The organism is Brumimicrobium oceani, assembly GCF_003143775.1.
GTDB classification, from domain to species: Bacteria; Bacteroidota; Bacteroidia; order Flavobacteriales_D; family Crocinitomicaceae; genus Brumimicrobium; species Brumimicrobium oceani.
This window is the reverse complement of the sequence record NZ_QFRJ01000010.1, coordinates 113,671-138,490: the sequence shown is the minus strand read 5'-3', so window position 1 is coordinate 138,490 and position 24,820 is coordinate 113,671. Positions and strand designations below refer to the sequence as shown.

General features: G+C 34.3%; 20 protein-coding genes. 4 read left to right on the top strand and 16 right to left on the bottom strand.

All coding sequences use genetic code 11. The features are described from left to right. Positions 1-456 precede the first annotated feature (456 nt). The 7 genes from DIT68_RS12425 to DIT68_RS12395 all read right to left on the bottom strand — a co-directional run bounded on the left by DIT68_RS12425 (position 457) and on the right by DIT68_RS12395 (position 6,071). Positions 457-1,191 carry a sulfite exporter TauE/SafE family protein gene (locus DIT68_RS12425; RefSeq protein ID WP_109360133.1) on the bottom strand — a complete coding sequence of 245 codons (735 nt, stop codon included), beginning with the start codon at positions 1,189-1,191 and terminating at the stop codon, positions 457-459. A gap of 191 nt (positions 1,192-1,382) precedes the next feature. Further along, positions 1,383-1,805 (bottom strand): PepSY-like domain-containing protein, encoded by a 423-nt coding sequence (locus DIT68_RS12420; protein ID WP_109360132.1) that lies wholly within the window; start codon positions 1,803-1,805, stop codon positions 1,383-1,385. A 5-nt stretch (positions 1,806-1,810) separates the two neighbouring features. Next, entirely contained in the window at positions 1,811-2,257 is a 447-nt protein-coding gene (locus DIT68_RS12415; RefSeq protein WP_109360131.1) for a PepSY-like domain-containing protein, read from the bottom strand. Positions 2,258-2,320: 63 nt separating this feature from the next. Continuing rightward, a complete protein-coding gene (locus DIT68_RS12410) occupies positions 2,321-3,607 on the bottom strand; it encodes a sensor histidine kinase (RefSeq protein WP_109360130.1) in 1,287 nt (428 codons plus the stop codon). Then, positions 3,604-4,281, bottom strand: a complete 678-nt coding sequence (locus DIT68_RS12405; protein ID WP_109360129.1) for a response regulator transcription factor — start codon at positions 4,279-4,281, stop codon at positions 3,604-3,606. The genes DIT68_RS12410 and DIT68_RS12405 overlap by 4 nt, the downstream gene beginning before the upstream one ends. A gap of 41 nt (positions 4,282-4,322) precedes the next feature. Next, complete coding sequence (locus DIT68_RS12400; RefSeq protein ID WP_109360128.1) at positions 4,323-5,294, bottom strand: M20/M25/M40 family metallo-hydrolase; 972 nt, start codon at positions 5,292-5,294, stop codon at positions 4,323-4,325. Positions 5,295-5,357: 63 nt separating this feature from the next. Then, positions 5,358-6,071 (bottom strand): Fic family protein, encoded by a 714-nt coding sequence (locus DIT68_RS12395; protein WP_255411173.1) that lies wholly within the window; start codon positions 6,069-6,071, stop codon positions 5,358-5,360. 190 nt (positions 6,072-6,261) lie between these two features. On the opposite strand from DIT68_RS12395, the gene DIT68_RS16355 reads away from it, so the two are divergent. Continuing rightward, positions 6,262-6,588, top strand: a complete 327-nt coding sequence (locus DIT68_RS16355) for a T9SS type A sorting domain-containing protein (protein WP_158276184.1) — start codon at positions 6,262-6,264, stop codon at positions 6,586-6,588. Positions 6,589-6,785: 197 nt separating this feature from the next. Beyond that, on the top strand, positions 6,786-8,702 hold the full coding sequence (gene ispG, locus DIT68_RS12385; protein ID WP_109360126.1) for a (E)-4-hydroxy-3-methylbut-2-enyl-diphosphate synthase: 1,917 nt from the start codon (positions 6,786-6,788) through the stop codon (positions 8,700-8,702). 76 nt (positions 8,703-8,778) lie between these two features. On the opposite strand, the gene DIT68_RS12380 is transcribed toward ispG, so the two are convergent. Then, entirely contained in the window at positions 8,779-9,189 is a 411-nt protein-coding gene (locus DIT68_RS12380; protein ID WP_109360125.1) for an energy transducer TonB, read from the bottom strand. Positions 9,190-9,684: 495 nt separating this feature from the next. Here DIT68_RS12380 and DIT68_RS12375 point away from each other — a divergent pair, with 495 nt between their 5' ends. After that, positions 9,685-11,034 (top strand): ATP-binding protein, encoded by a 1,350-nt coding sequence (locus tag DIT68_RS12375; RefSeq protein WP_109360124.1) that lies wholly within the window; start codon positions 9,685-9,687, stop codon positions 11,032-11,034. Between the two features lie 87 nt (positions 11,035-11,121). On the opposite strand, the gene DIT68_RS12370 is transcribed toward DIT68_RS12375, so the two are convergent. The 8 genes from DIT68_RS12370 to DIT68_RS12335 all read right to left on the bottom strand — a co-directional run bounded on the left by DIT68_RS12370 (position 11,122) and on the right by DIT68_RS12335 (position 23,151). After that, a complete protein-coding gene (locus DIT68_RS12370; protein WP_158276183.1) occupies positions 11,122-11,430 on the bottom strand; it encodes an energy transducer TonB in 309 nt (102 codons plus the stop codon). Positions 11,431-11,503: 73 nt separating this feature from the next. Next, positions 11,504-11,947 carry an energy transducer TonB gene (locus tag DIT68_RS12365; RefSeq protein ID WP_109360122.1) on the bottom strand — a complete coding sequence of 148 codons (444 nt, stop codon included), beginning with the start codon at positions 11,945-11,947 and terminating at the stop codon, positions 11,504-11,506. 167 nt (positions 11,948-12,114) lie between these two features. Beyond that, a complete protein-coding gene (locus tag DIT68_RS12360; RefSeq protein ID WP_109360121.1) occupies positions 12,115-15,792 on the bottom strand; it encodes an SNF2-related protein in 3,678 nt (1,225 codons plus the stop codon). Positions 15,793-16,146: 354 nt separating this feature from the next. After that, positions 16,147-17,022 carry a class I SAM-dependent methyltransferase gene (locus DIT68_RS12355; protein ID WP_109360120.1) on the bottom strand — a complete coding sequence of 292 codons (876 nt, stop codon included), beginning with the start codon at positions 17,020-17,022 and terminating at the stop codon, positions 16,147-16,149. 33 nt (positions 17,023-17,055) lie between these two features. After that, positions 17,056-18,921, bottom strand: a complete 1,866-nt coding sequence (gene mnmG / locus DIT68_RS12350) for a tRNA uridine-5-carboxymethylaminomethyl(34) synthesis enzyme MnmG (RefSeq protein ID WP_109360119.1) — start codon at positions 18,919-18,921, stop codon at positions 17,056-17,058. A 27-nt stretch (positions 18,922-18,948) separates the two neighbouring features. Continuing rightward, a complete protein-coding gene (gene ybeY, locus DIT68_RS12345; protein WP_109360118.1) occupies positions 18,949-19,353 on the bottom strand; it encodes an rRNA maturation RNase YbeY in 405 nt (134 codons plus the stop codon). After that, complete coding sequence (locus tag DIT68_RS12340) at positions 19,350-19,769, bottom strand: ATP-binding protein (protein WP_109360117.1); 420 nt, start codon at positions 19,767-19,769, stop codon at positions 19,350-19,352. Before DIT68_RS12340 ends, ybeY begins: the two co-directional genes overlap by 4 nt. A gap of 31 nt (positions 19,770-19,800) precedes the next feature. Then, positions 19,801-23,151 (bottom strand): coiled-coil domain-containing protein, encoded by a 3,351-nt coding sequence (locus DIT68_RS12335; protein ID WP_109360116.1) that lies wholly within the window; start codon positions 23,149-23,151, stop codon positions 19,801-19,803. Between the two features lie 135 nt (positions 23,152-23,286). On the opposite strand from DIT68_RS12335, the gene gltX reads away from it, so the two are divergent. Beyond that, a complete protein-coding gene (gene gltX / locus DIT68_RS12330) occupies positions 23,287-24,819 on the top strand; it encodes a glutamate--tRNA ligase (RefSeq protein WP_109360115.1) in 1,533 nt (510 codons plus the stop codon). Position 24,820 lies beyond the last annotated feature (1 nt).

Below are 24,820 nucleotides of genomic sequence, written 5' to 3'. Positions count from 1 at the left end.
ATAAAAAAGCATGGTCATAGAGCTAAATCGGTTTTCAAATATGGATTAGAATATATATCAAGCTTCCTTTTGAACCCTGAAAAGAAAGGATTTAGCAAGGTTTTATTGAAAATTGTCATGTAGTGTACCCTTACTTTTTCAATTTTTGTTTCTAATGGGTTATCCAATTCAATTGACAAATATACGTTTCACTTTTTAAGAAAATCAATTTGGTGCAGAATTTTGTGAATCGAATTTATGTATTTCATTTTTAATTAGTGCTTGGTAGGAAACAGACGATTTTTACAAATTGTATAGATTTTAAGAATTATTTTATTATTATTTCTTTAGGAGATGCCTTAGCATCAGCCGACAAGAAAAAAGATAAAATAAACTTAAAAGATTCAATTTTAAATTTGTTGTGTTTCCGACAAAGCACTAACTAAGTTTTTTTACCACAAGTTTCGAAACTAAAAATTAAATGAAGGATTGAGACAAAAGCGCAATTCCAACACAGATTAAACCAAGATAAATGTATTTTAAAAACGTATCGTCTTTAAGTTTTTTATTAAAATATCTTCCCAATAAAATCGCTGGAATAATGACCGGAAGAGCAATTAAAAAATAATAAATAACCGTAGAGTTCAATAGATCCTTGTACCAAAAACCTATCATTCCGATAATTCCTGCAGGAAGAAAATAAGCTTGTAATGTTGCCCTAAAATGTATTGCCGACCAATTGCGTAGATTTCCATAAATAACAATTGGTGGACCGTTAAACCCATAAGCACCACCAAGAATTCCAGAGATAAAACCACAAAGAAAAAGCCATAGTTTATTGTCGGTTTCTAACCTAAAAGCATTTTTTGAAAACAAAGAATAAAAGGAGTATAAAATGATAAATGTTCCCAATCCAAATTTGATAAATAACTCATTACCATAAATAAGTAAAAGTAATCCGAGAGGGATTCCTAAAGCAGAAAAAATGATTAACCATTTAGCACTATAAAAATGTACTTTTTTTCGGTCTTGTGTCATCACAAAAGCGGCAATAAAAATGGAAACCAAAACTGAAAGTGGCACAGCAATTTCTACAGGAATGAAAAATACCAACAAAGGAACTGCAATTAAGGATTCGCCAAAACCAAAAGTCGAACGCACCAAAGTAGCAACGAAGAAAATTGATAAAATATAGATTGTAAGTAAATCCATTCTTTTGGGAAATTTTAATGCATTTTAATACAAAAGCTACTAGAAAATGCGAATTTAATAAGAAAATGTTCTTTGAGTTGTGGTTTAGAAATTAACACGTTTAAATTATTTATTCCATTAAAGTTTAAAAAACGAAAAACGGTTTAGGAATTAACCCAAACCGTTTTTTATTATTTAATAGTTGTTTCCTTCTAATCTCCATTAAGAAAATCTCCATTCTTATTAAAATTTAATTCAATCTTATTATCAATTTCAACCTCTTGATTATTGTCTTCTAAAGCCCAGCCTGTAATTATACTTGTTGGATAATTCGCTTTCACGTATTCGCTAATTTTAGTTGGAATAACGCTATTAGGAAGTTCATAAATTCCATCAATTTCGATGATTTCCTTTGCTCTATTAAACTCTAGCGAAAAGCTCCCTTCTAAAATTAATTCGTATGTTTTTGTAAAGCCATCTTTATCCACTATACTCTGAACTATCGCGTTGTTCGGGAAATGAGTTGTCGCATAGTCTGTAACTTCACTTGGCATGTCTTCCATTGGAACAATTTTCTCCTTTTGACAGCTCATTAATGCGCCAAAAACAAGGAGTAAACTTAATATCTTTTTCATAATTTCTAATGATTATAATTTTGAACTTGTTCTCCTGATTTCGTGAAAAACACTTTAAAATCTTCTTTACCTCTTTCTAATTCAACTTTGTAAACCTCTTTTCCATTGCTTACAATTTTCTCTACATCATCAATTCGATAATCTGGAAATTTGCTCTTAACCGCTTCACTTACTTTGCTTGGCAGTTCTTTTTCTGAAATATCTTCAGTATATCGCAATAGTTTTCCATCTGCACTAAACCAAGCTTCAAAGTCTTTTGTCCAACCAATTTCAAACTCCACATTATACTCGCCTTTTTTCAATTCCCATTCTATGTCTTCGGCTTTAGGAAATTCTTTTTTGAAGTTGTTTAGAATTACAGAAGGAACTTGACTTTCTGGAATATCTTGAGCGAAAATTGTTCCTGCTCCGAAAATAAATATTGCTAATAATTGAAATGTTCTTGTTTTCATTTTTTCTCTGTTTTTAAATTTATACTACAAACCTAAAACATGAATCTGGAAAGAATTTGGAATTTAAAGCGCTGCTAGAATATTTTTGAAATTTATTTTAAAACAGTGACTGTTTTTCGAAAATTCATAGGTGATTTTCACATTGTAAGAATCACAAATTGCTTTACTGATTGACAAGCCTAGACCTGTGCTTTCTACTTTTGTAGGGTCTTTTTCAAAACGATTAAAAATAGTGTTCGGATTTAAACCCATTTCCATTCCGGTATTGCAGATAATGAATTCATCTGAAGTGAATTGAATATTAATTTTACCGTTTTCTATATTATGGAAAATTGAATTTTTAATCAAATTAGAAATAAGAATTTCAATTAAAGAAGGGTTAATCTTGACTTGTAAATCGTTCAGTTCTTCCAGCTGAATTGCTATTCCTTTAAACTCCAATAACTCTTCATAATTCGATAAGAAAGTTTTAGCGGTTTCATTTACAGAAATTATTTCTTCGTCTAAAAACTGCTTATTTTCAATTTTGGCCATTAAAAGTAAAGAATTATTTAACCTTTTTAATCGACCAGAAATATTAATGACTTCGGCAATGGTAGAGGCATCTTCATCTTTTAAATTTTGAGATTCTAGCAACAATTCCAATTTTCCAATGATAATTGCAATTGGGGTTTGAAGTTCATGAGAAGCATTTTCTGTGAATTCTTTTTGTGCATTAAATGCCTCTTTTGAACGGTTAATTAAAGTATTGGCTGCTGCTTCTAATTGAATAAATTCTTTAACATTTGAGTTTATTTTTATCGACTTTTCATGTTTATCTAAACGATAAGTTTTAAGCTGATGAAGAACATCGTAAAACGGATTCCATACTTTTCTAAGTACCAAATTATTTACAACTATAATACTAATAATCAGAATTATGAATAAAGAAACAACACTCCAAAATGAATCTTCAATTAGGTCGTCTTCTTCTACTAAAGAGGAAATAACGGTCATTTTGTAATAATTATTTTCATGCTCAAATGCCGAATGCAGCACACGAACAGGCTCTAAATCATTTTCGTTGATGCGGTACATCATCGTATCTTTAAAAACATCTCTAAATTCTAGTGCTTTTTCTTTAGAAACAGGATGGATTTTAAAGTTGTTTCCACCAAATTCATTCTGAGAAAGGAGGGACGAATCACTCGGTATTTTCATTAAAATGAGCAAACGATTATTGTCTAATCCGTCATCAATACTGTCACGAATTTCATCTTTTAAATTGAAATAGAATATAACAGACCATACACCGATGATAATAAAAAACACCGCAGAAAGATAGATTAAGGACCGGTTTAAAAGTTTCATTTTTCAGTTAATTTATATCCAATTCCATAAACTGTTTCAATACTTATTTGGGCATTGGCTTCTTCCAGTTTTTTTCTTAAATTCTTGATTTGATAATAGATAAAATCGAAATTATCTGCTTGATCGATGTGGTCGCCCCAAACGTATTCTGCGAGGGCGGTTTTGGTGATCAATCGATTTTTATTGCTTAAAAAATAGTTTAGAATGTCAAACTCTTTCTTGTTTAAATGCACATTCTGATGGTTAACAAGTAAAGTTCTTTCCTGAATATCTAAAATTAAATTGGCCTCTTCAATACAATCTTTTCCTTTAAAATTCTTTCTTCTTAAAACAGCTTTAATTCTTGCTGTCAATTCCGCAATATGAAATGGTTTAGTCAGGTAATCATCCGCACCCAAAGCCAAACCTTTTACTTTATCATCTAATGAGTTTTTCGCTGAAATGATGATTACATTTTCTGATTTTCCTGTTCTTTTTAATTCTTCAAGCAAGTCTAAACCATTTCCGTTTGGAAGCATAATATCAAGCAAAATACAATCGTAATCGTAAATTGAAACTTTCTCAAAAGCTGTTGCATAATCCGACGCAGTTTCAACAACATATTGCTCTTTTAGAAGCGATTCCTTGATGGTTTCACGTAAATCTACTTCGTCTTCAATGATTAAAATTTTCATAGCTCAAAAATAAGACTCAATTTTGGAAAGACTTGGGAATTTTATTTTTCCAACAATTGAATACTCGATTTTTCCTCGTTCAAAAGTCCAGATAGTCCTTTGGTTAAATCTGTAATCAAGTAATTCATGTGTGAAAAATCTTGATGTTGTGTTTCGTCTTTTACGTGATGATAATATTCATAATTTGTGAAATTAAAAGTACAAATTGTTTGCGAAGGAATATTTAATTCTGTGAAAAAAGGATAATTATCGCTTCTTTTAAACAACTCCATTTTGGCTGCTTCACGTGAAAAACCCAACACTTTTTTACCCGAATAATGATTGAATCTTTCTGCCATAGTGCTCCTATTATATCCAGTTAGAAAAGCAGAATAATCTGCATTTTTTAACGGAACACCCACCATTTCGATGTTAAAAACAGCATAAATGGGTTGATTCATACTTTTAAACCGTTTGGCCAGATGTTTAGCCCCGAGCAAACCAATTTCTTCGGCAGAAAAAAGAACAAACAGCACACTTCTTTTTGGAGGATGAGCAGCGAAATATTTTGCCAATTCTAACACAGTTGCAACACCAGAAGCGTTGTCGTTTGCACCGTTGGCAATAGAATCTTTAGCTGATTTACCTCTGCCACTAAATCCTATATGGTCATAATGCGCTCCAATGATAAAAATATCCTCTTTGAGTTTTTCATCACTTCCTTCTAAATAACCAACAACATTATATCCGTACTTGGATTCTATTTTAAAACTGTCTCGATAGCTCGAAAAGTAGGGTTTTATGCCATAATCTTCAAACTCATCGCTCAAATAAGTTGCTGCTTTATCAACTCCTTCAGTTCCTGTATCTCGTCCTGTTAATTCATCTGAAGCCAAGTAAGAAACATGACTTTTTATGGACGCTTCCGTGGTGATGTGCTTTACCTCATCAAGGCTTTTACTTTGTGATGTTTGTTTTAAATTCGCACAAGCCGTTAAACTTAGAATTCCAATAAATAAGAAGTGTTTTTTCATAGCTCTAAAGATAGAAATATTGTTGAATAGTGAGGGAGGGGAATTTTACCTTGTTTTCAAAAATTAACCTTTGAAATTCACAACTTCTGCAAGCTCGTAATTAGTGCTTCTTCCTCCAGACTCTTCTTGCTTCAAGATTCCCTTTTCAATTAAATCTTTAATATCTCTCAAAGCAGTATCAGAAGAACATTTTGCAATTTTAGCCCATTTTGAGGTTTTTAATTTACCTGTAAAACCATCCATTAATTTATTGAGCATTAATCTTTGTCTACTATTCAATATAGTTTCCTTGTGTTTTTCCCAAAACTCTGCTTTTCCTAGTCCCTTTATGATTGTTTCCTCAGTGGTTTTTAGTGAACTATACATGCAATTCAAAAACCAATCCAACCATTCCGTGATGTCACCACTGCTGTTTTGAACTTTCTGTAAAACGTCATAATAAGCCTTCTTTTGCTCTAAGATTTGACTAGACAAACTGTAGAATTTTTGAGCACTATTTTCAGAACGAGCGAGTATTAAATCTGATATAGCTCTTGCTATTCTGCCATTTCCATCATCAAAAGGATGAATAATTATAAACCAAAAGTGGGCAATTGCAGATTTAAGTACTAAATCCAATTTTTCTTTTTCTTCCAGCCAATTCAAAAAAACATTCATTTCATGTTGAACTACTTCTGGAGAGGGTGCTTGAAAATGAACTTTCTCTCTTCCCATTGGTCCTGAAACAATTTGCATTTCTCCGTTTCGATAACAGCCAACATCAATTCGCGTTGGCACAGAGATAGTCAAATATGATGGTTATGGCACAGTAATCACCCCGGCAGGCACATTTAATAATGCAATTAGGGTTAATATTTATCAAGAGTATACAGATTCATTTCCTGAAGGCCACTACTTTGATGCTACACTTAATGAATATTATTGGTATATAGCAGGGTATCCAAACCCAATTGTTACACTTATAGAAGTGTCTTTCTTTGGACAACCTCACTCAACCTATGCTGAGTACAGCACCAGTAAGTCATTATCATCACTTTCTGAAGAAAATAAAGCGTTTGAAATCTATCCAAATCCAGCAACTGAAAGCATAAACTTTAGAAGTTTGAACAACTTAGAAATAACTGAAGTGAAAATTGTGAATAGTCTTGGTGCAATCATGAAAATGAAAACGCAGAACAACATGACGGTCAATGATACAAATATGAATGTAGGAGATTTAGAAAATGGAGTTTACTTCGTTAAAATCAAAGCAAAAAATGGAACAATTTTGAACCGTAAGTTTATCAAAAAATAGAAATTAATTTACTTCATAGAGGAGACTGTCAAATCAATTTGATGGCCTTTTTTTATTTTAAAATAAGCGAAAGTTTATACAGAAGGCTGAGCCAAGCTGTTTTCATTGGCTGAGCGTAGCCGAAGCCAACATTTCTTTTCACCATTTGTTACATTAGCAACGAAGATGTATTATTTTTGTTTTCAAACGCACCAAGAATGAAGTATTGCAATGATCCATTTAATCGAACAAGATTAAAAACCCAAGAAGTTACTGTAGGAAAAGTAGGAATAGGAGGGGAGAACCCTATTCGCATTCAATCCATGACGACCAAAGACACCATGGACACGGAGGGTTCTATTGAAGAATCTATTCGTATGATTGATGTGGGTTGTGAACTGGTGAGGTTGACAGCCCCTTCAAAAAAGGAAGCTTATAATTTAGCTGAAATCAAGAAAGGACTGAAGGAACGCGGTTACGACACGCCTTTGGTGGCGGATATTCACTTTACACCAAATGCTGCGGAAATTGCTGCTGGAATTGTAGAAAAGGTACGTGTGAACCCTGGAAATTATGCCGACAAAAAGAAATTCGAAGAAATAGAATACACCGATGCAAGTTACCAAGAAGAGTTGCTAAGAATAGAGGAGAAGTTCACTCCTTTGGTTCTTTTATGCAAAGAAAATGGCACTGCAATGCGCATTGGAACCAATCATGGTTCACTTTCTGACCGAATTTTGAGCCGTTTTGGTGATACGCCTGAAGGAATGGTAGAATCTGCAATGGAGTTCATTCATATTTGTCAGAAAAACGATTTCCACAATTTCGTTATTTCAATGAAGGCCAGCAATACCTTGGTGATGGTGCAGGCATACCGTTTTTTGGTAGCGAGAATGTTGGACGAAGGAAAGGTTTATCCTTTGCATTTAGGAGTTACGGAAGCAGGAGACGGTGAAGACGGTAGAATAAAATCTGCTGTTGGAATTGGTGCTTTACTCGAAGATGGACTAGGAGATACCATTCGTGTTTCATTAACCGAAGTTCCAGAAGCCGAAATTCCAGTCGCTGAAAAATTAGCGCAAAACTACAAAGAAGATGGAATTCAAGAATTTAAAGACGACCACCAACTGCCTTATGATCCATTAGAATACAAAAGGAGAGAAGCGATGGAGATTGCCAACATTGGTGAGAAAAATCCTCCGATTGTCTTTTCTGATTTAAGCGAAAAGGATGTAATTACTCAAGCTAATTTCTTCGGATTTGGATATAATTATTCCAAAACTTTAGACAAATGGACAATGCAAGATTTGGCTGCCGATTATGTTTTTATTGGAGACAAGTCAGTTGACTTTGAAATTCCAGGAATGCTTGGAGTTGTAGCAAATGCTGAAAATTGGGAGAAAAATTATTCAGATAAAAAGCATTTTTACCCTTTATATAATTCTATTCCAGCCAATGGATTCAAAAATAAAACCTTGAACTTTTTAGAATGGAATCCGAAAAACACAGAAAAAATTGATCAAATTCAATTCCTGAATGATGTTGTTTTAATCCTTGAAGCGCCATCGGAAAACTTCACACAAGTGATGCGAAATTTCTACCGCACTATGGTGTTGCACAACATTGATTTGCCAATTATTCTGAAACACACGACTTCTACAAAAGATTTAGAAGCATTTCAGCTGTGGCAATCCGCTAAAATTGGAAGTGTTTTAATTGATGGATTTGGAGATGGAGTTTGGGTGAATTCTACAGAAAAAATTTCACCACAATTGGTGAACACAACAAGCTTTGGAATTCTTCAAGCCACAAGAACAAGAATTTCAAAAACGGAATATATCTCTTGCCCTTCTTGTGGTAGAACGCTTTTTGATTTACAAGAAACAACTGCGAAAATCCGTAAACACACTTCGCATTTGAAAGGATTGAAGATTGGAATTATGGGATGTATTGTGAATGGTCCAGGAGAAATGGCCGATGCCGATTACGGTTATGTGGGAACGCGTCCAGGGAAAATTCATTTATATAAAGAAAAAACGGTTGTAAAAAAGAATGTTCCTGAAGCTGAAGCGGTGGAAGCTTTGATTCAATTGATTAAGGAAAATGGTGATTGGGTAGAGCCGAGGAAGGAGTAGTATTGCTCAATAAAATTCAAACTAAAAAACACGAGCATTTACTCGTGTTTTTTAGTTTATAGAAGTTTAAAATGTTTTAATCTGTCAACACAAAATTAATAGGTAATCTCGCCATTGATCTTACTTTTTCACCTTCGTTTTCAGCAGGAATCCATTTAGGCATATTTTTCACTACTCTAACGGCCTCAACATCTATTTCTTTAGAAACACCTCTTAAAACCTTTATTTGACTTAGAGAGCCATCTGTGTTAACTACAAATTCAACAAAGACTTTTCCTTGATCTCCATTTTCCATTGAAATTTCAGGATATTTTACATTTTCACCGATATAATTCATCATTTCTACGGCACCTCCTGGAAAATTAGCTTCTTTATCCACCTTTTCATAAATTTTTCCTTCAGATTTTTCAGGTTTAGCTTCAGTTAATCCGAGTTGTGAAAAAACCATCATCGGAATGAGTAAGAGTATACTTAAAATTGCTTTCATTGTTCCTTGTTTTTAGTTTATAAATCGCTAGTAAACTAACGGATAAGTAATTAAAAAGAGAAGAGATTTATTTATAAAATTGATCCATTTCTCTGTTTATCAAGCATAAACATAGAAATATTTTTTCGTTTTTCAGAATATAGCTTGAATAAATAGTTTTAATTTTTATTTCTCTTTCGCTTTTCTTTTCTTTTCTTTTCTTGATTTTATAAAAAATCTTCTTCTATTCCATCATTGTACGCCCATTCTGTTTCAAATTTTTTTTTTAAAACTGATCGGATGGTTTGATTTGGTTGTGGTAGGGACGGTTTGCAAACCGTCCCTACGCCATTCCAAAAAGAATTTTATTATCATTTCTTCAATTTACCCCTATTCCTTTACAAGATTATTAAAATTTTACCCCCATTATGTTACAAGATTTATTAAAAATTACCCCTATTCTGTTACAAACAATTAAAAAAAGACTATATTTATATCAAATAAGGCAGTTTAAACATGATAATCGAGCGAAAACACATCCATTTTTTATTAATCTGGAAGAATCAAAAACAGCGTAAACCTTTGATATTAAGAGGTGCGCGTCAAGTTGGAAAAACCACCTTGGTAAAACAGTTTTCGGAAAACTACCAGCAATTCATTTCGTTGAATTTAGAAAAACAACAAGATGCAGATTATTTTGAACAATATTCGGATGTAAACACGCTTTTAAATGCTTTGCTTTTAGAGCGGAAAATGAGTGGAATTGATTCACGTGAAACTTTACTTTTTATTGATGAAATTCAAGAAGTTCCTAAAGCCATTGCATTGCTGCGTTATTTTTATGAAGAAATCCCAAATTTACATGTTATTGCTGCCGGTTCCTTATTAGAACATAGTTTAAGCAAAGTGAAATCTTTTCCCGTTGGGAGAATTGAATATCTCTACATATTCCCTTTGAATTTTCCTGAGTTTTTAAACGCTAATGGAATGGAAGCTTTATTGGAAAGATTAGACATTATTCCTATTGATAAAGCTGCGCATAACGTAGCTAAAAATTGGTTTCATAAGTATGCTTTATATGGTGGAATGCCTGAAATAGTGAAAACTTCACTTCAAAAAGACAATATTCCCAAGCTTCCGAAAATTTATGAAGGAATTTGGTCAAGCTATGTTGATGATGTACCAAAATATGCTCAAAATGACACGTCACAGAAGGTCATTAAGCACATTATGCAAACCGCACCAAGATATGTTGACCAAAGAATCACATTTCACGGTTTTGGAGGGAGCAATTATAAATCGAGAGAAGTAGGAGAGAGCTTTCGGGCTTTAGATGATGCAAAAGTAATTCAGTTAATTTATCCGTGTACTTCTGTTGAATATCCGATTCTAGAAGATTTTAAGAAGAGTCCAAGAATGCAATTTTTAGATACTGGCCTTTTAAATCATGCTTTGGGAATTCATCCACAATTGTTGTCAATAAAAGATTTAAGCACAAGCTATAAAGGCGCTATTCTCCCTCATTTAATTACACAAGAACTCATTTCAGTTCAAGAATACAAATACAAAAAACCGAATTTTTGGGTGAGACAAAAACAAGGCGCACAATCCGAAGTTGATTTGGTTTATTCCTTTAATGGGTTGATTATTCCGATAGAAATAAAATCAGGGAAAATTGGAAAACTGCGTTCTTTACATCAATTTATCGACAAAGCGCCGCACCCTTATGCTGTGAGAATGTACGCTGGTGAATTTAGTATTGAAAACCATGAAACAATAGATGGGAAGCCATTCGTTTTGATGAATTTACCTTATTATTTGGGGACATATTTGGATAAATATTTGGATTATTTGATATCCCCTTAGGCGATTTCCTTTGGATGAAATACGGATGGTTTGCAAACCATTCTTACAGCAAATCTCCACTACGAAAATCCAAAAAAAATATTCATATTATTGAAAACAAATTCGAAATGGAAGAATGCCTCTAGATCTAACCTTGACACCATTAACTTCTGCAGGAATCCAATTCGGCATGTTTTTTATTACCTCGATATATGCATTATCTAATTCTTTTACACCTTCTTCTCTAGTTTTTACCTGCTCAATAGAACCATCTAGATTGACAATAAACTCAATAAATATTCTTCCATCTGGAATAGTTTCAAATTCAATTTTTGGGTACTCTAAATTATCAATAATGAATCTCTTCATTTCAGTTGGTCCTCCTGGAAATTTAGCTTCAATGTCAGGGTAAAGCACGATAGTAGTGTCTTCTACTTGAGAAAATAGAAAGAAAGGGAGAATTAACAAAAAGTAATCTCATAACTTAAAGTTATTGGAGTCTAAAATTAACTGGAAAACGGACTATAGACTTTGCTTTTCCATCCTTATTCTCTGCGGGAATCCAATCAGGCATGTTTTTAACTACCCTTAATAACTCTTCATCTAACTCCTCCGATATTCCTTTTAAAATTTTTGCATTCTTTATTGATCCATCAATTTCAACTGTAATTTCAACAAAGACTCTTCCATATTGAGATTCATTTATAGATGATTTCGGAAATTGAAAACTCTCTCTGATATATTTGTTCATTTCTTCAGGTCCTCCAGAAAAAGAAGCTTCATTATAACTAATATATTCTACAATATTCGAAGTGTCTTTTTGAACTGAAATCGTGTCGCAATTACCAATAGCTTCAGAAATAACAGGATTTCCACTTTGCGAAAAGAGGACAAAGGGAGCCATGAACAATGATATTATGATATATTTTTTCATTTTTTACGAATGCTAATCTTCGATTCTAAATTAAGTTCCTAACTAAAGATACAGAAAGCATTCCAGAATTTAAATCTTCTTTAAATGATAATTATTCTTGTGGTATCGGCGTTTTGCTTTGGGATGTCGTACGGACGGTTTGCAAACCGTCCTTACAACAAACGTCCCTACGACATCCCAAACAACCTTTCCACCTCATTTTGATCAAAGGATTTCTTTTCTTTATCCACACGAATCACATCCGCCGCAACGCTTTTCTTTTTGTCTTGTAATTCCACAATTTTTTCTTCAATCGTGTCTTTACAAATCATGCGGTAGGCCATTACTTTTTTGTCTTGTCCAATGCGATAACAACGGTCGATGGCTTGACTTTCCACTGCAGGGTTCCACCAAGGGTCAATTAAATACACATAATCTGCTTCGGTGAGGTTTAATCCGGTTCCTCCAGCCTTTAAGCTGATCAGAAACACTCGGATTTCGTCGTTATTTTGAAAGTTATTGACCTTTTCCTCACGATTTCGTGTTTGACCATCCAAGTACTCGAAAACAATTCCATCTTGCTGTAATCGTTCTTTTACGAGGCTTAACATTCCCACAAATTGAGAAAAGACCAAAATCTTGTGATTATTCACTTTATCGGTTAAATGACGCACCAATTCATCCAGCTTTGCAGAGTCATTTCCGTAGTCCTTTTCTTTGTCGGCAAGTGCAGTTGAATTACAAATCTGACGCAATTTTGTTAATCCTTGAAGAATATACATTTGCGATTTATTGATTCCCTCTTCCTCTATTTGCTCCAGCAATTTTTGTCTGAAATACTCTTTATAATGGTCATACACTTTCCTTTGTGCTTTCCCCATTTCGCAGTAAATTACACTTTCTGTTTTTGAAGGAAGCTCTTTCGCCACTTGCGTTTTTGTTCTTCTCAACAAGAATGGGTGAATCATTTTTGCCAATAATTCTGATGTGTATTCATCTTGATCTTTGTCAATAGCCTCTGAAAATGTCGACTTGAAATGTTTGATGCTCCCAAATATTCCTGGATTTAAGAAACTAAACTGACTATATAAATCGAAAGTATTGTTTTCAATTGGTGTTCCTGTTAACGCCAATCTGTTTTTACATTTCAATAAACGAACCGCTTTAAACCGTTGAGATTGTGGATTTTTTATGGCTTGACTTTCATCCAAAATCACATAATTGTATTCAAATTTTCGGTGTGTTTCTATATCTTTTATCATTGAACCATAAGTGGTGAGCACAACATCATGATTCTGAATTTCAGGAATCGATTCTATTCTATTTGCACCAATAAAACTCAACACTTTTAGTTTCGGAGCGAATTTTTCTAATTCTGCAAGCCAATTAAACATCAAAGAAGTTGGAGCGACAACCAAATGGGGTAGAGGAGAGCTATCTTTTTTTGGTAAATTTTTTAAGTATTGCATAAAAGCAATCGTTTGAAGCGTTTTTCCTAATCCCATATCATCGGCCAAACAACCTCCCAATTGATTTTCATGTAAAAAAACCAGCCAGTTTAGTCCTTCTTTTTGATAATCGCGCAAAGTGGCTTTTATTCCTTTTGGTTTCGGAATAGCTTTTAAATCTTTGAGATTTAACAAACGTTTTTTCTTCTCGTGTAATTCTTGTAAAAATTTAGGCGTATTTGTTTCTTCTTCATAGAGTTCATCTATGATGTTAAATTGAAAATTAGATATCTCAATCTTGTCCTTCTTTACATTTCCGAGTTTGAAATACTTCTTATACTTTTCAATCCATTCTTTCGGTAATATTCCAACAGTTCCATCTTTCAATTCAACATAATTCGTTTGCTTAATGATGGATTTTTGAATTTGTTTTAAGTCCGCAGTTTGACCACCGAAATCTACCTTTATATCCATGTCAAACCAGTCAGTACCAGAGCTTAAGCCGATAGAAAAAGAAGGTTTATTTAAGTTATATCTAATTGATTTTAAATCATTTAACCCAAATATTCTTATTTTTTTCTTCTTTAGTTTATCCAAGGTTTCCATCAACCACATGGATTCTAAGGCTTCTTCAACGGTTAAATAAAAATAGTTTGATTGCTGTTCAAATTGAGGGTGAAGCGCTTTAAATTCTGCTAAAAATTCTGCTTCAAAATCTTCGTCTCTTTCTTTATAGGTTAAAGCCTTTTTATCCTCCCATAATTTTTCTTTACTTCCAGGAGAAACCAGGGATTCATCATATTTGACAACGGGTTGTAAAACAACATATTGTCCCTCTTCATCCGACAAATAAATATGTTTTTCTAATTCAGGCTCCTCTTGTATTTTAGCGGCTTTTACCCCAGAAAAATCAACCTCAAAAACACGAGATAAAGGCGCTATTACGGTGTTCATAAGATCATCAATTCCCTTGTGAACAACATTCATTTGTGGTTTTTCTAGTGCTTTTAAAATTGAGAAAGCAACTTCACTATTTTTAAAAGGATAAAAGAATTCATTGAATGCAACTCCGAAAGGAGCAATTAATAATTTGGCAGAAGAAATGCCGTAGAAATGATTGTCAATTTTAATTTTAAAATCGAGTTGATAGAAGGGTTTTTTATCTGTTATTTTTAAAACTGGAATAATCTCCTCTTCACTAATTGTTAATTCTGTACAGTGTTTTTTAATGAAAGATTTATGTCCTTGATGAAGGAATAAAGTCTGTTCAGGATTAGTTTCTACAATAGCAGAAAATATTTTAATTTGTTCTTTTACCACATCAATTCTATGGTCAGCATAGCGATGTTTACCAAAACTTTCTGCCAATTGAATTCCATTTAGAATCAAATCTTTGTATCGATTTTTATCTACTTTTGCTAAAGCATCTGAAAAATTATAATCTGAAATCACCTTAAATTTAGTGCTGACTTTAGTGTTGGATTTATCCATTTTCCCTAGAAAAGGGAACACATCATTTATGCTATTTTTAGACTTTTCTAAAGCTATGGCCACTCCATAAACCCCTTTTTCCAATGATTGTTTTGGTAGAAAAAACTCCTTCCTATCAGCATTAAAAAGTCCAAATAAAGAGTCATTGGAGCCCACAATGTTGTTCACCTTCTCTTTAACTTTAACACCATTTGTAGAGATTTCCATTTCAAAAATATCTTCGAATTCTAAAAGTCCATCAAACTCTGAACTTTCCATAGTTCTTTGTTTAAAGCGTTCTTCGAAGTTTACCGTGAAATAATCTGCTCCGAATTTCTTAAAGAAATCCTTTAGAAAAATCATCTTATGAGAACAATTTGTTGCTGTTTTACAAGAACACTTTAAGGCTAATAAATCATTAGATCTATCATAGGTCATCGATAATTGATAATCATTTCGATAGTCTTGATAAACTCCCTCAATTCTGTTTTTATTGATTGAAGTTAGAGTTAGCGGGCTATAATAGTTAGTTCGCGCAGCAAATTCCATTTTATTGAGTTCTTCCACATCGATAATTCCATTCTCATGAGGAATAGCAGTAGTAGGGGAGATGAAAGTTTTCTTTTCAATCATTCTTGTCAAATCTACTTCTTCATCTTCTACCAAATCAATCAACTTGTTAATGGCAGCCACTTCGTGTTTGCAGATTCCTGGACCATTGTAAGGACAATTACAGGAAGTTTTTATGCTGTAATAATTCCTAACATCTAAAAAAATGTCGTAAGGCTCAATTCGCGATCCACTGCATTCAAACAAGAGCTTATTCTCATTATTTGAAATTAGGGTAGGGTAGTAGCTATATGATCTTGCGATGACCGTAAATTCTGCGCTATCTACTAAAAACTCTCTTAGCTTTTCTACAACTAATTCAATTTGATTTGAATTCAAAATTTAAATAATTTGGGTTTGATAAAATTGATACTCTCTTGTTAGAATTAAAAACTACAACTTTGAAGAATCATTTGTACGAATCAAAGGTACAAATTGATTTGAGTGGATTAAGGTAACGAAGACTAAAAAAAGGAGAATTAGAAGATGAATTTGCAAATAGCCCTAAAAAAAACCAAAAAACACCCCGTCATAAATTTAAGATCTCTAAATTTCCAACACAGTAGATCAAAACAAGGTAGAAGTGCGTTAAAAACCATCTTAAAATGCAAAAAACGAACTTAAGTCCGTTTTTTGCATATCTAAAATCGAAAGTACTTCCTTATTATTCACATAATAGTAGGTCTACGTATTTTAATTTCTTTTTTCAAAAACATACACTTGACTTGAGTAGCCATATTTTTTGGCTTTCATATTTGAAATTAATCCACGAAAAACTCCAAACAGTGAAAATCGTTTCTTGTATTTTTCTGACAACATAGAAACATAGAAAGAATCATATTTCATGGGAATTACTTTTTTAAGATCGAAATTAAAATCTAAAAGTAATCGAGAAATATCGTTTTGCTGGAAATGGTAGAGGTGACGTGGCACATCATAGGCAGCCCAGAACCCTTTATAATATCTGGCGTCATGAGAATTCATATTGGGAACAGCGATAAACAATTTCCCTTTACTATTCAGAATCTCCTCAATTCGTTTTAGATCTTTTCGTAAGTCATAAACATGCTCCAAAACATGCCACATCGTTACGACATCAATACTTCCTTCCTCTATATTATAAAGCTCTTCTTGAGAACTACTTCTTACGTGGTTGTTTTTGTGTGCGAAATCTCTTGCATCAGCATCAGGTTCTAAACCAATTCCGTTGAAACCATTATCATTTGCAACTTTTAAAAAGTGACCAGTTCCAGAACCAATATCTAACAAACACTTCCCTTCAGTTACGTTGCTCACCCATTGCACTTTTTCTTTTAGCGTAATATTTCTCACCCTATTGTACAAGAAATTAATTACTCCTTTTTTATTTGAGCTATGAGAAATATACTCTTCAGACTTGTAGTATCCCCCGATTTTATCTCGAGAAGGAATAGGGTTTGTAAAATGAAATCCACAAGAATCACATTCAACTATTTTAAACTCCTCCTGCGTTATCATGTGATCTTTTACCTCAAGAAAATCTTTAAAGTATGTTTCATTGCAAACAGGACAATTTCTAATGGAATTCATTTTCTATTAATTTATAAATTGTTTCACGTGAAACTAACGCCCCAAATATATCAAAAGAACGTTGATATCGCTCGGAGATATACCACTAATTCTAGAAGCTTGTCCAATCGTTTTAGGAACAATATCTGACAGCTTATTTACCGCCTCAGCACTTAAACTACTCAACTTAGCAAAATCCAAACCTTCGGGAATTACTACATCCTCCAATCTATTCAGCTTATTGGCAACATCCTGTTCACGACTTATATAACCGTCATATTTCAACTGAATTTCCACTTGCTCCAAAACCTCTGTTCTTAAACCGGAAGTCACTTCTTTCAGTTGATCACTGATTTCTAACATCTGACTCATTCCTAAATTTGGACGTATGATCAATTGTGAAAGCTTTACTTGTTGATTAATTGGTGAAGACTTCATTGCAATCAACATAGGATTCGCCTCTTCAGGAGTAACACCTATCTTAGTTAATTGTCGCTTCAAAATCTTAATCTGTTCCATCTTCTGATTTACAGAATCCATTCTTTCATCAGAAATCATCCCAATAAGATGAGCAATAGGAGAAAGTCTTAAGTCCGCATTGTCCTGACGTAACAAAATTCTGTATTCCGCACGCGAAGTAAACATTCTATAAGGCTCCTCAGTTCCTTTTGTAATTAAGTCGTCAATCAAAACAGCAATATATGCATCAGATCTATTCAAAGTAAATATATCCTTTCCTTGCACTTTTCTAGCCGCATTAATCCCAGCCATCAGACCTTGACAAGCAGCTTCTTCGTATCCTGTTGTACCGTTTATCTGACCTGCAAAATATAATCCTGACACTAATTTAGTTTCGAGGGTATGCTTTAATTGAGTAGGAGGGAAGTAATCATATTCAATCGCATAACCTGGTCTAAACATTTTTACATTTTCAAAACCTGGAACAGTTTTTAAAGCTTTCAATTGAACCTCCTCAGGCAAACTTGTGCTAAAACCATTTACGTAGATTTCAATGGTATCCCAACCCTCTGGCTCAACAAACAGTTGATGTCTTTCACGTTCTGCAAAGCGAGAAATTTTATCCTCAATGCTAGGACAATATCTAGGTCCTTTAGATTTGATCGCACCATTAAACATAGGAGAGCGGTCAAATCCTGTCTTTAAAATGTCGTGCGTATTTTGATTCGTATAAGTAACATGACAAGGTCTTTGTGAAACCAGGGCTTGAGTTTCATCTGTAAAACTAAACTTACTCGTTAATTCGTCACCCCCTTGAACCTCCATTTTTGAATAATCCAATGACCTTCCATCCACCCTTGGCGGGGTTCCAGTTTTCATTCGGCCTGATTCAAAACCAAGCTTAATTAAGTCTTCTGTAATTCCTGTAGAAGCTCCTTCACCAGCTCGACCACCTCCGTAGTTATTTTCACCTAAATGAATCATTCCATTCATAAAAGTTCCGCTGGTTAAAACCACAGTTTTGGCAATAATTTCCATCCCCATTCGGGTTTTTACTCCCTTAACAACACCGTCTTTTGTTGTGATTCCAACCACCATATCTTGCCAAAAATCGACATTAAGATTTCTCTCCAACATCAACCTCCATTCCTCAGCAAAACGCATGCGGTCATTCTGCGTACGTGGAGACCACATTGCAGGACCTTTACTCATATTCAACATTCGGAATTGGATGGCAGTTTTGTCCGAAATAATTCCAGACCCCCCGCCCAAGGCATCAATTTCACGCAAAATTTGTCCCTTTGCAACACCTCCCATTGCAGGATTGCAGGACATTTGCGCAATTGTATTCATATTCATTGTAATAACTAGGGTAGAAGCCCCAAGCTTACCAGCTGCATTCGCTGCTTCGCAACCAGCATGACCAGCACCTACAACGATAACATCATATTCTTTCAGCATAACTATCTTGTTTCACGTGGAACAAAATTACAACAGTGCTAGATAGTAGTCCTCTTTTTTTCGCATTATCTCAATTTCTTTTGCGGTTTTATCTCCATAACCACACAAATGGAGCAATCCATGAACTAAAACTCTATTTAATTCTGTTTCACGTGAAACATTATATTCTATTGCATTTTCCTCCACACGCTCAAGACTGATTAATAAATCACCACTAAGGATATCCTGAACACAATAATCGAATGTGATAATATCCGTATAAAAATCATGGTTAAGAAATTGAATATTTTGATCAAGAAGCCAATCATCCGTCCCTAACACAATAGATAACTCTGCGAGATTCTTACCTTCTTCTTCACTCACTTTCTGGAACCATCCTTCAACATAATCTAAGTTAGGAGCATCAACTTCTAAAACTTGAATATCAATCATTTTAAATTATTAAAGGTAAGTGTAACTTCGGCACCATTGTTTTCGAAAGAGACTTTATCAGCTAGAGACTTCATTAAGAAAATACCGCGTCCGCTTTCCTTCTCTATATTTTCTGGAGCTGTAGGGTCTGGTAGATTATCAAAAGCAAAACCAATTCCATGATCTTTAATCGTAAAACATAATTCCTCAGAATTTTGTTTAACAGATATAGTGACATCTTTAGTTAAATCTTCCAAGTTTCCATGCTGGATTGCGTTATTAACGGCCTCCGTCACAGCAATCAAAATATTCCCATAATGATCCTCATGAACATCGTTGTCACGGCAAATTCCGTCTACGAGTGTTTCTGCAATGCTTACATTTTTAATATCCGAAGTAAAGGATACAGATTCAATTTCTTTATAACTTGCTTCCATCAATTAATATATATGAAACGTCGATTCAACCTTAGTTAACATTTAAGAAATAAACATTCGCTTTCTCTTTATAATATTTACTGAATGAAGGATCTAGTGTTCTTAGTAATTCAATTTGTTTTTCTTTCTGCTTCTTATACTCCAAGAATTCAATTTGGTTACCATTTTCTTGGTCTTTTCCTGATTTACTTTCTCTTTGGTCGTCTAAACCCCTTTCTTGCATGGCTTTTTCACTCTCTAAAAGTCTAGTTAAAATCTGTTCCTGACGCTCAATTAATTCACTTGTCCAATCTTTATTGATCAGCTTTTCCTCTTGTTCTTCCAATTCTTTCAGCAGGTCGTTCAGTTGATTTCCATCACCACTTCCATCCTTATTCAATTGCTCACGAAGTTCCCTTAATTTCTTTTGCATCGCATTTTGTTGGGCGGCCATCTTTGCCGCTTGCTGAGAATTCATAGGGAGCATTCCACCCGGTTTACTACCTGGCTTATTTCCGTCCGGATTTGAACCCTTTTTCATATCTTCCAATTGCTTTTTAAGCATTTCTTTCATACTTTCCATATCTCCCGGTTTTCCTTGCCCTGGTTTTCCTTTTCCAGGTTTACCTTGACCGGGTTTATCACAACTTTTATTGCCTTGCATCTGTGCCATGCTTTGCTGCGCACTCTCCAATGTTTCGTTAAGGAACAAGGCTAAATTGTTGATACTCGTCATAGCGAACTGCTGTTTAACGCCAAGCTGCCGTTTTTCTCTTTCACCAATGTGAGAAGGAATGTATTTGTATTGTTTTTCAGTTTCTCCAAGTTCCTGTTCAATGAAAGAAGCTATCTTAGGAATTCGATCCGCTAAAGCACGTAAACTATCTTTTACCGGTTTAAGATTATCAATAATTCTACGCTGATCTTTTCCTAGTTCAACAAAAATTGGATCATAACTGTCCGCATTTTTAAATGCTTCCATATTCTCCTCTTGATCGAAACTCATACGCATTAAATTCTCCAATAATGCCCTGAGCGATTCCAAATCCTCCTCTAGTTGTTGCTGCTGACTATCCTGCATTTGTGCTGCCATTTGAGAAGCCATTTCTTCCATTTTCTCACTGGCCTTTTTTTGCTTGTCGCCAGCCGAAGAGTTCTTTTCTTTCTCTAAGTCTTCCTTAGCGCCTGCCATCTCTTCTTTCACATCTTTTGCAGACTCTTCCAAGTCGTCCAAAGAAAAAGGTCTAGACAGCTCCTCATTCTTTTCAAGCATTTCCTCTAAATCATCCTTGAGAGTTTCAAATTTTTTATTTAACTCCTCTTGATTTTTGGAGGCATCCTCTTTATTCATTCCGCTCTCAATATCTTTCTTTAATTCCTCTTGTTCTCCTGCAAGCTCTTCTAACGATTTTTGTAAATCTTCAACGCGCTCCTCGACATCCATTTTCTTTAACATCTCCATGGTTCTGTCCAGTTGTCTATCCATTTCTTCAGCTGACATTTCACCTTCCTCCATTTTTTCCATTAGGTCTTTAGTGTCATTTTGCTTCATCATTTCTTCCAGTTCATCTAACAATTTCTTCAACTCCTCATCAATCAAAGATTCAAGCAAATCTTCTAATTCTTTTTGTTTCTCAACGAGCCTTTCATCCATTGGACTTAGCTTAGATTTTTCTTCGAAGGAAGACTTCATCTTATCCTTTAGTTGTTCTAAACGGCTTTTTAAAGATTCTTGCTGTTTTTGTAAATTTTCTACTTGTTTCTGTTGCTGCCAAGAAGACTTCTTTGAATTAGCCATTTCTTTTTTCAGTCGACTCATTTGTTCTTTAAACTCCTGCGTCTCCCTTAGCAACTCCTTTAAATCTTCCTTTGCTTTATCCTTATCCTCTTTTCTCAACTCATTCAATTCATTTCGCGATGGAGCACTATGTTGAAATACGCTTGACTTAGTGGACTTAGGACCTCGCACACCGTCATTATCATACACAATAAAATAATAACTCACCTTGTCCTCTAATTCTATTGGTAGTTCATCAATATTAAAAGTCATTGAAAAAGGAGATTGATTTCCTGATATTCCCGGAACAGGAATAGACGCTTTTATCTCTTGACCCTCTTTTTTGAGAATGGTGTAATTAAACATTAACCGTGTTAACCCATGATCATCCTTCACAGTACCTGAAAAATAAATCTTATTCTTTTGAACAGAATCATTTGTACTTGTCAAATTAATGACTGGATATTCATCTTTGACAACATCAATACTGTAAAAAGTAGAATCAAACGCGGCGAGTTCTTTATTCTCCAAAATAAAGGACACCGTCGAGCGCGACATTAGCTCTTGTTGAAATCTAAAACCTGTCTGCTCTTTCCATATCATTGTAGTATCAGTAGAAATGATTTTCAAGGATTTTGTGTTTTTCGTTATCCCATTCCAAGTAAGTTGCGTTCCTTCTGGTACAATTAAATCACCCGGATTCTCAATAGATTCTGAAGCTCTTTTCAAATAACTGGGATAATCAATATCTACCTTTAACTGTCCTAATGAAGTTCTCTTTACGACATCAATTGTAAACGTCTTTGAAACCGCATTAGCCGCTTTAAACCTAAAAGGTAAATCACTATTCAAATTATTTAAAGTATAACTTGCTTTGTTATTTGCAGTTTTTTCCATCAAGAATGTCCCGTCATCAGATTCCAAATAAACACGATCAGGAAGTGCTTTACCTGGCAAAGGAATTAAATGAACCTCCACTTTAAAATTACTCCCCTCCTCAATCATTAAATTTTCATTCTTTAACTCGAAAGTGAAATCTGGAGCAATTTCAAAAACCTGATTGTATTTAATTAAACGCTGGGTGCTATCACTAAAGAAATTTGGCGCCATAATTCCAATCAAGACTACGGTTGTTAAAATGGGAAGAAAATAACGCAAGAATTTTTTATTGGCCGAATAATCAATAGCAGAGGTAAAACTCAGAGTATTGAGTTGTTTCGCGTTTTGTTGAATACTCGCTTTTAAAAATTCAATATTTTTTGGATTCGTTTCTGTTGTTTCATTTAGTTGAAGTGTATTTAAAAGTTTATCATTCACTGTAGGGAAAAAATTTCCAATAATATGAGCAGCTTGATAACGGCTTATTCTTTTCCCAAAAGAAAACAGCTTAGATAAAGGAACAATGAAGTATTTAATTAACACATAGCCGTTTAAAGTGACAAAAGAAAAGAACAGCAACGCACGAATAAAAGAATTGAACCGTCCAATAAATTCGAGGCCACTAACCAATAAAAAGGTAGCTAAGAAAATTATGAGAAAAAGAAATAATCCTTTGATCATAAGATTTTTGTAATACTTACGAATGAAGGCGTCAACTTGGCTAATTAAGTCATCAAAAGTTCCCATTTACAGTATATAATTCAGTTTTAAAGAAATAAAAAGTAATTATAACTATAAAACTACGAAAAGTAGAATATATTTTATTGCGAAGAAGTCATAAACGCAACGAATCAACTATCTTTGCCTAAAAATTTAGAATTTATGTCAGATAAATCAGTTCGCGTAAGGTTTGCGCCATCTCCAACAGGACCTCTTCACATGGGAGGTGTTCGTACTGCATTATATAATTATTTATTTGCTAAAAAAAACAACGGTACTTTTATTCTTAGAGTAGAGGATACGGATCAAAACCGTTTTGTTGAAGGTGCAGAGGAGTACATTATTGAAGCTTTAAAATGGTGCGGAATTACTCCGGATGAAGGCCAAGGAATAGGAGGAGACTTCGGACCCTACAAACAGTCGGAAAGAAAGGCAATGTATAAACCTTATGCTGAAGAGTTAATAGCATCAGGTCATGCCTATTATGCTTTTGACACTTCCGAGGATTTAGACAGAATGCGAAAACAAGCCATTCAAATGAAAATGCCCAATTGGCAATATAATTCTGTTACCCGCTCTTCGATGCAAAATTCTTTGACTTTGCCAGAGGATGAAGTTCAGAAAAGATTGCAAAATGGCGATCCTTATGTAATTCGTTTTAAAATGCCGCGTAATGAGGACGTGAGATTCGAAGACGAAATTAGAGGATGGGTTGTAGTAAATACAAATAACCTAGACGATAAAGTTTTATACAAAAGCGATGGAATGCCAACCTATCATTTGGCAAATATAGTGGATGACCACACGATGGAAATATCACATGTAATTCGTGGTGAAGAATGGTTACCATCTGCTCCTTTGCATGTTTTGTTATATGAAGCGTTTGGATGGAATGCTCCAAAATTTGCGCATTGTCCTCTTTTATTAAGGCCTGATGGAAATGGAAAACTATCTAAAAGAGATGGAGACCGCTTAGGATTTCCTGTTTTCCCAATAGATTGGTTGGCTCAAGATGGCGAAAAATACTCTGGATATAGAGAGCAAGGGTATTTACCTGGCGCATTCATAAATATGTTGGCGTTTTTAGGATGGAACCCGGGTACAACACAAGAGATTTTTTCTTTGGAGCAAATGGTTGAGGCTTTCTCTCTTAACCGAGTTAGTAAAGCAGGAGCTAAATTTGATGCTGATAAAACCAAATGGTTTCAACAACAATACTTACGTGCAGAGTCTGCAAGTTCTCTAGCTAAAATGCTACGCGAAGAAGTGGGCGCTAAGCTCGGAGAAGTTTGTGATGAGTATGTTGAACAAGCATGCCATTTAATGAAAGAACGCGCCACTTTTGTTGAGGATATATACACAGAAGGACAGTATCTTTTTAAAAACCCGACGGAATTTGATGAAAAGACTATAAAGAAAAAATGGAAAGAGGAAGCTGAAGAATTAATGGCCGATTGGTCGAAGGAATTAGACGCCATTAAAGAGTTCAAATCAGAGCATATTGAGCAATCATTCAAAGCATTTTTAGAAGCGAAGGAAATGGGAATTGGAAAAGTTCTTCCCTTATTCAGGTTGGTATTGACAGGTAAAGGAATGGGTCCAAGCATGTTTGAAATTTCGGCATTATTGGGTAAAGAAGAATGTTTGGAAAGAATGAACAAAAACATTCCAACCATTGTAGAATTGAAAGCTTAAA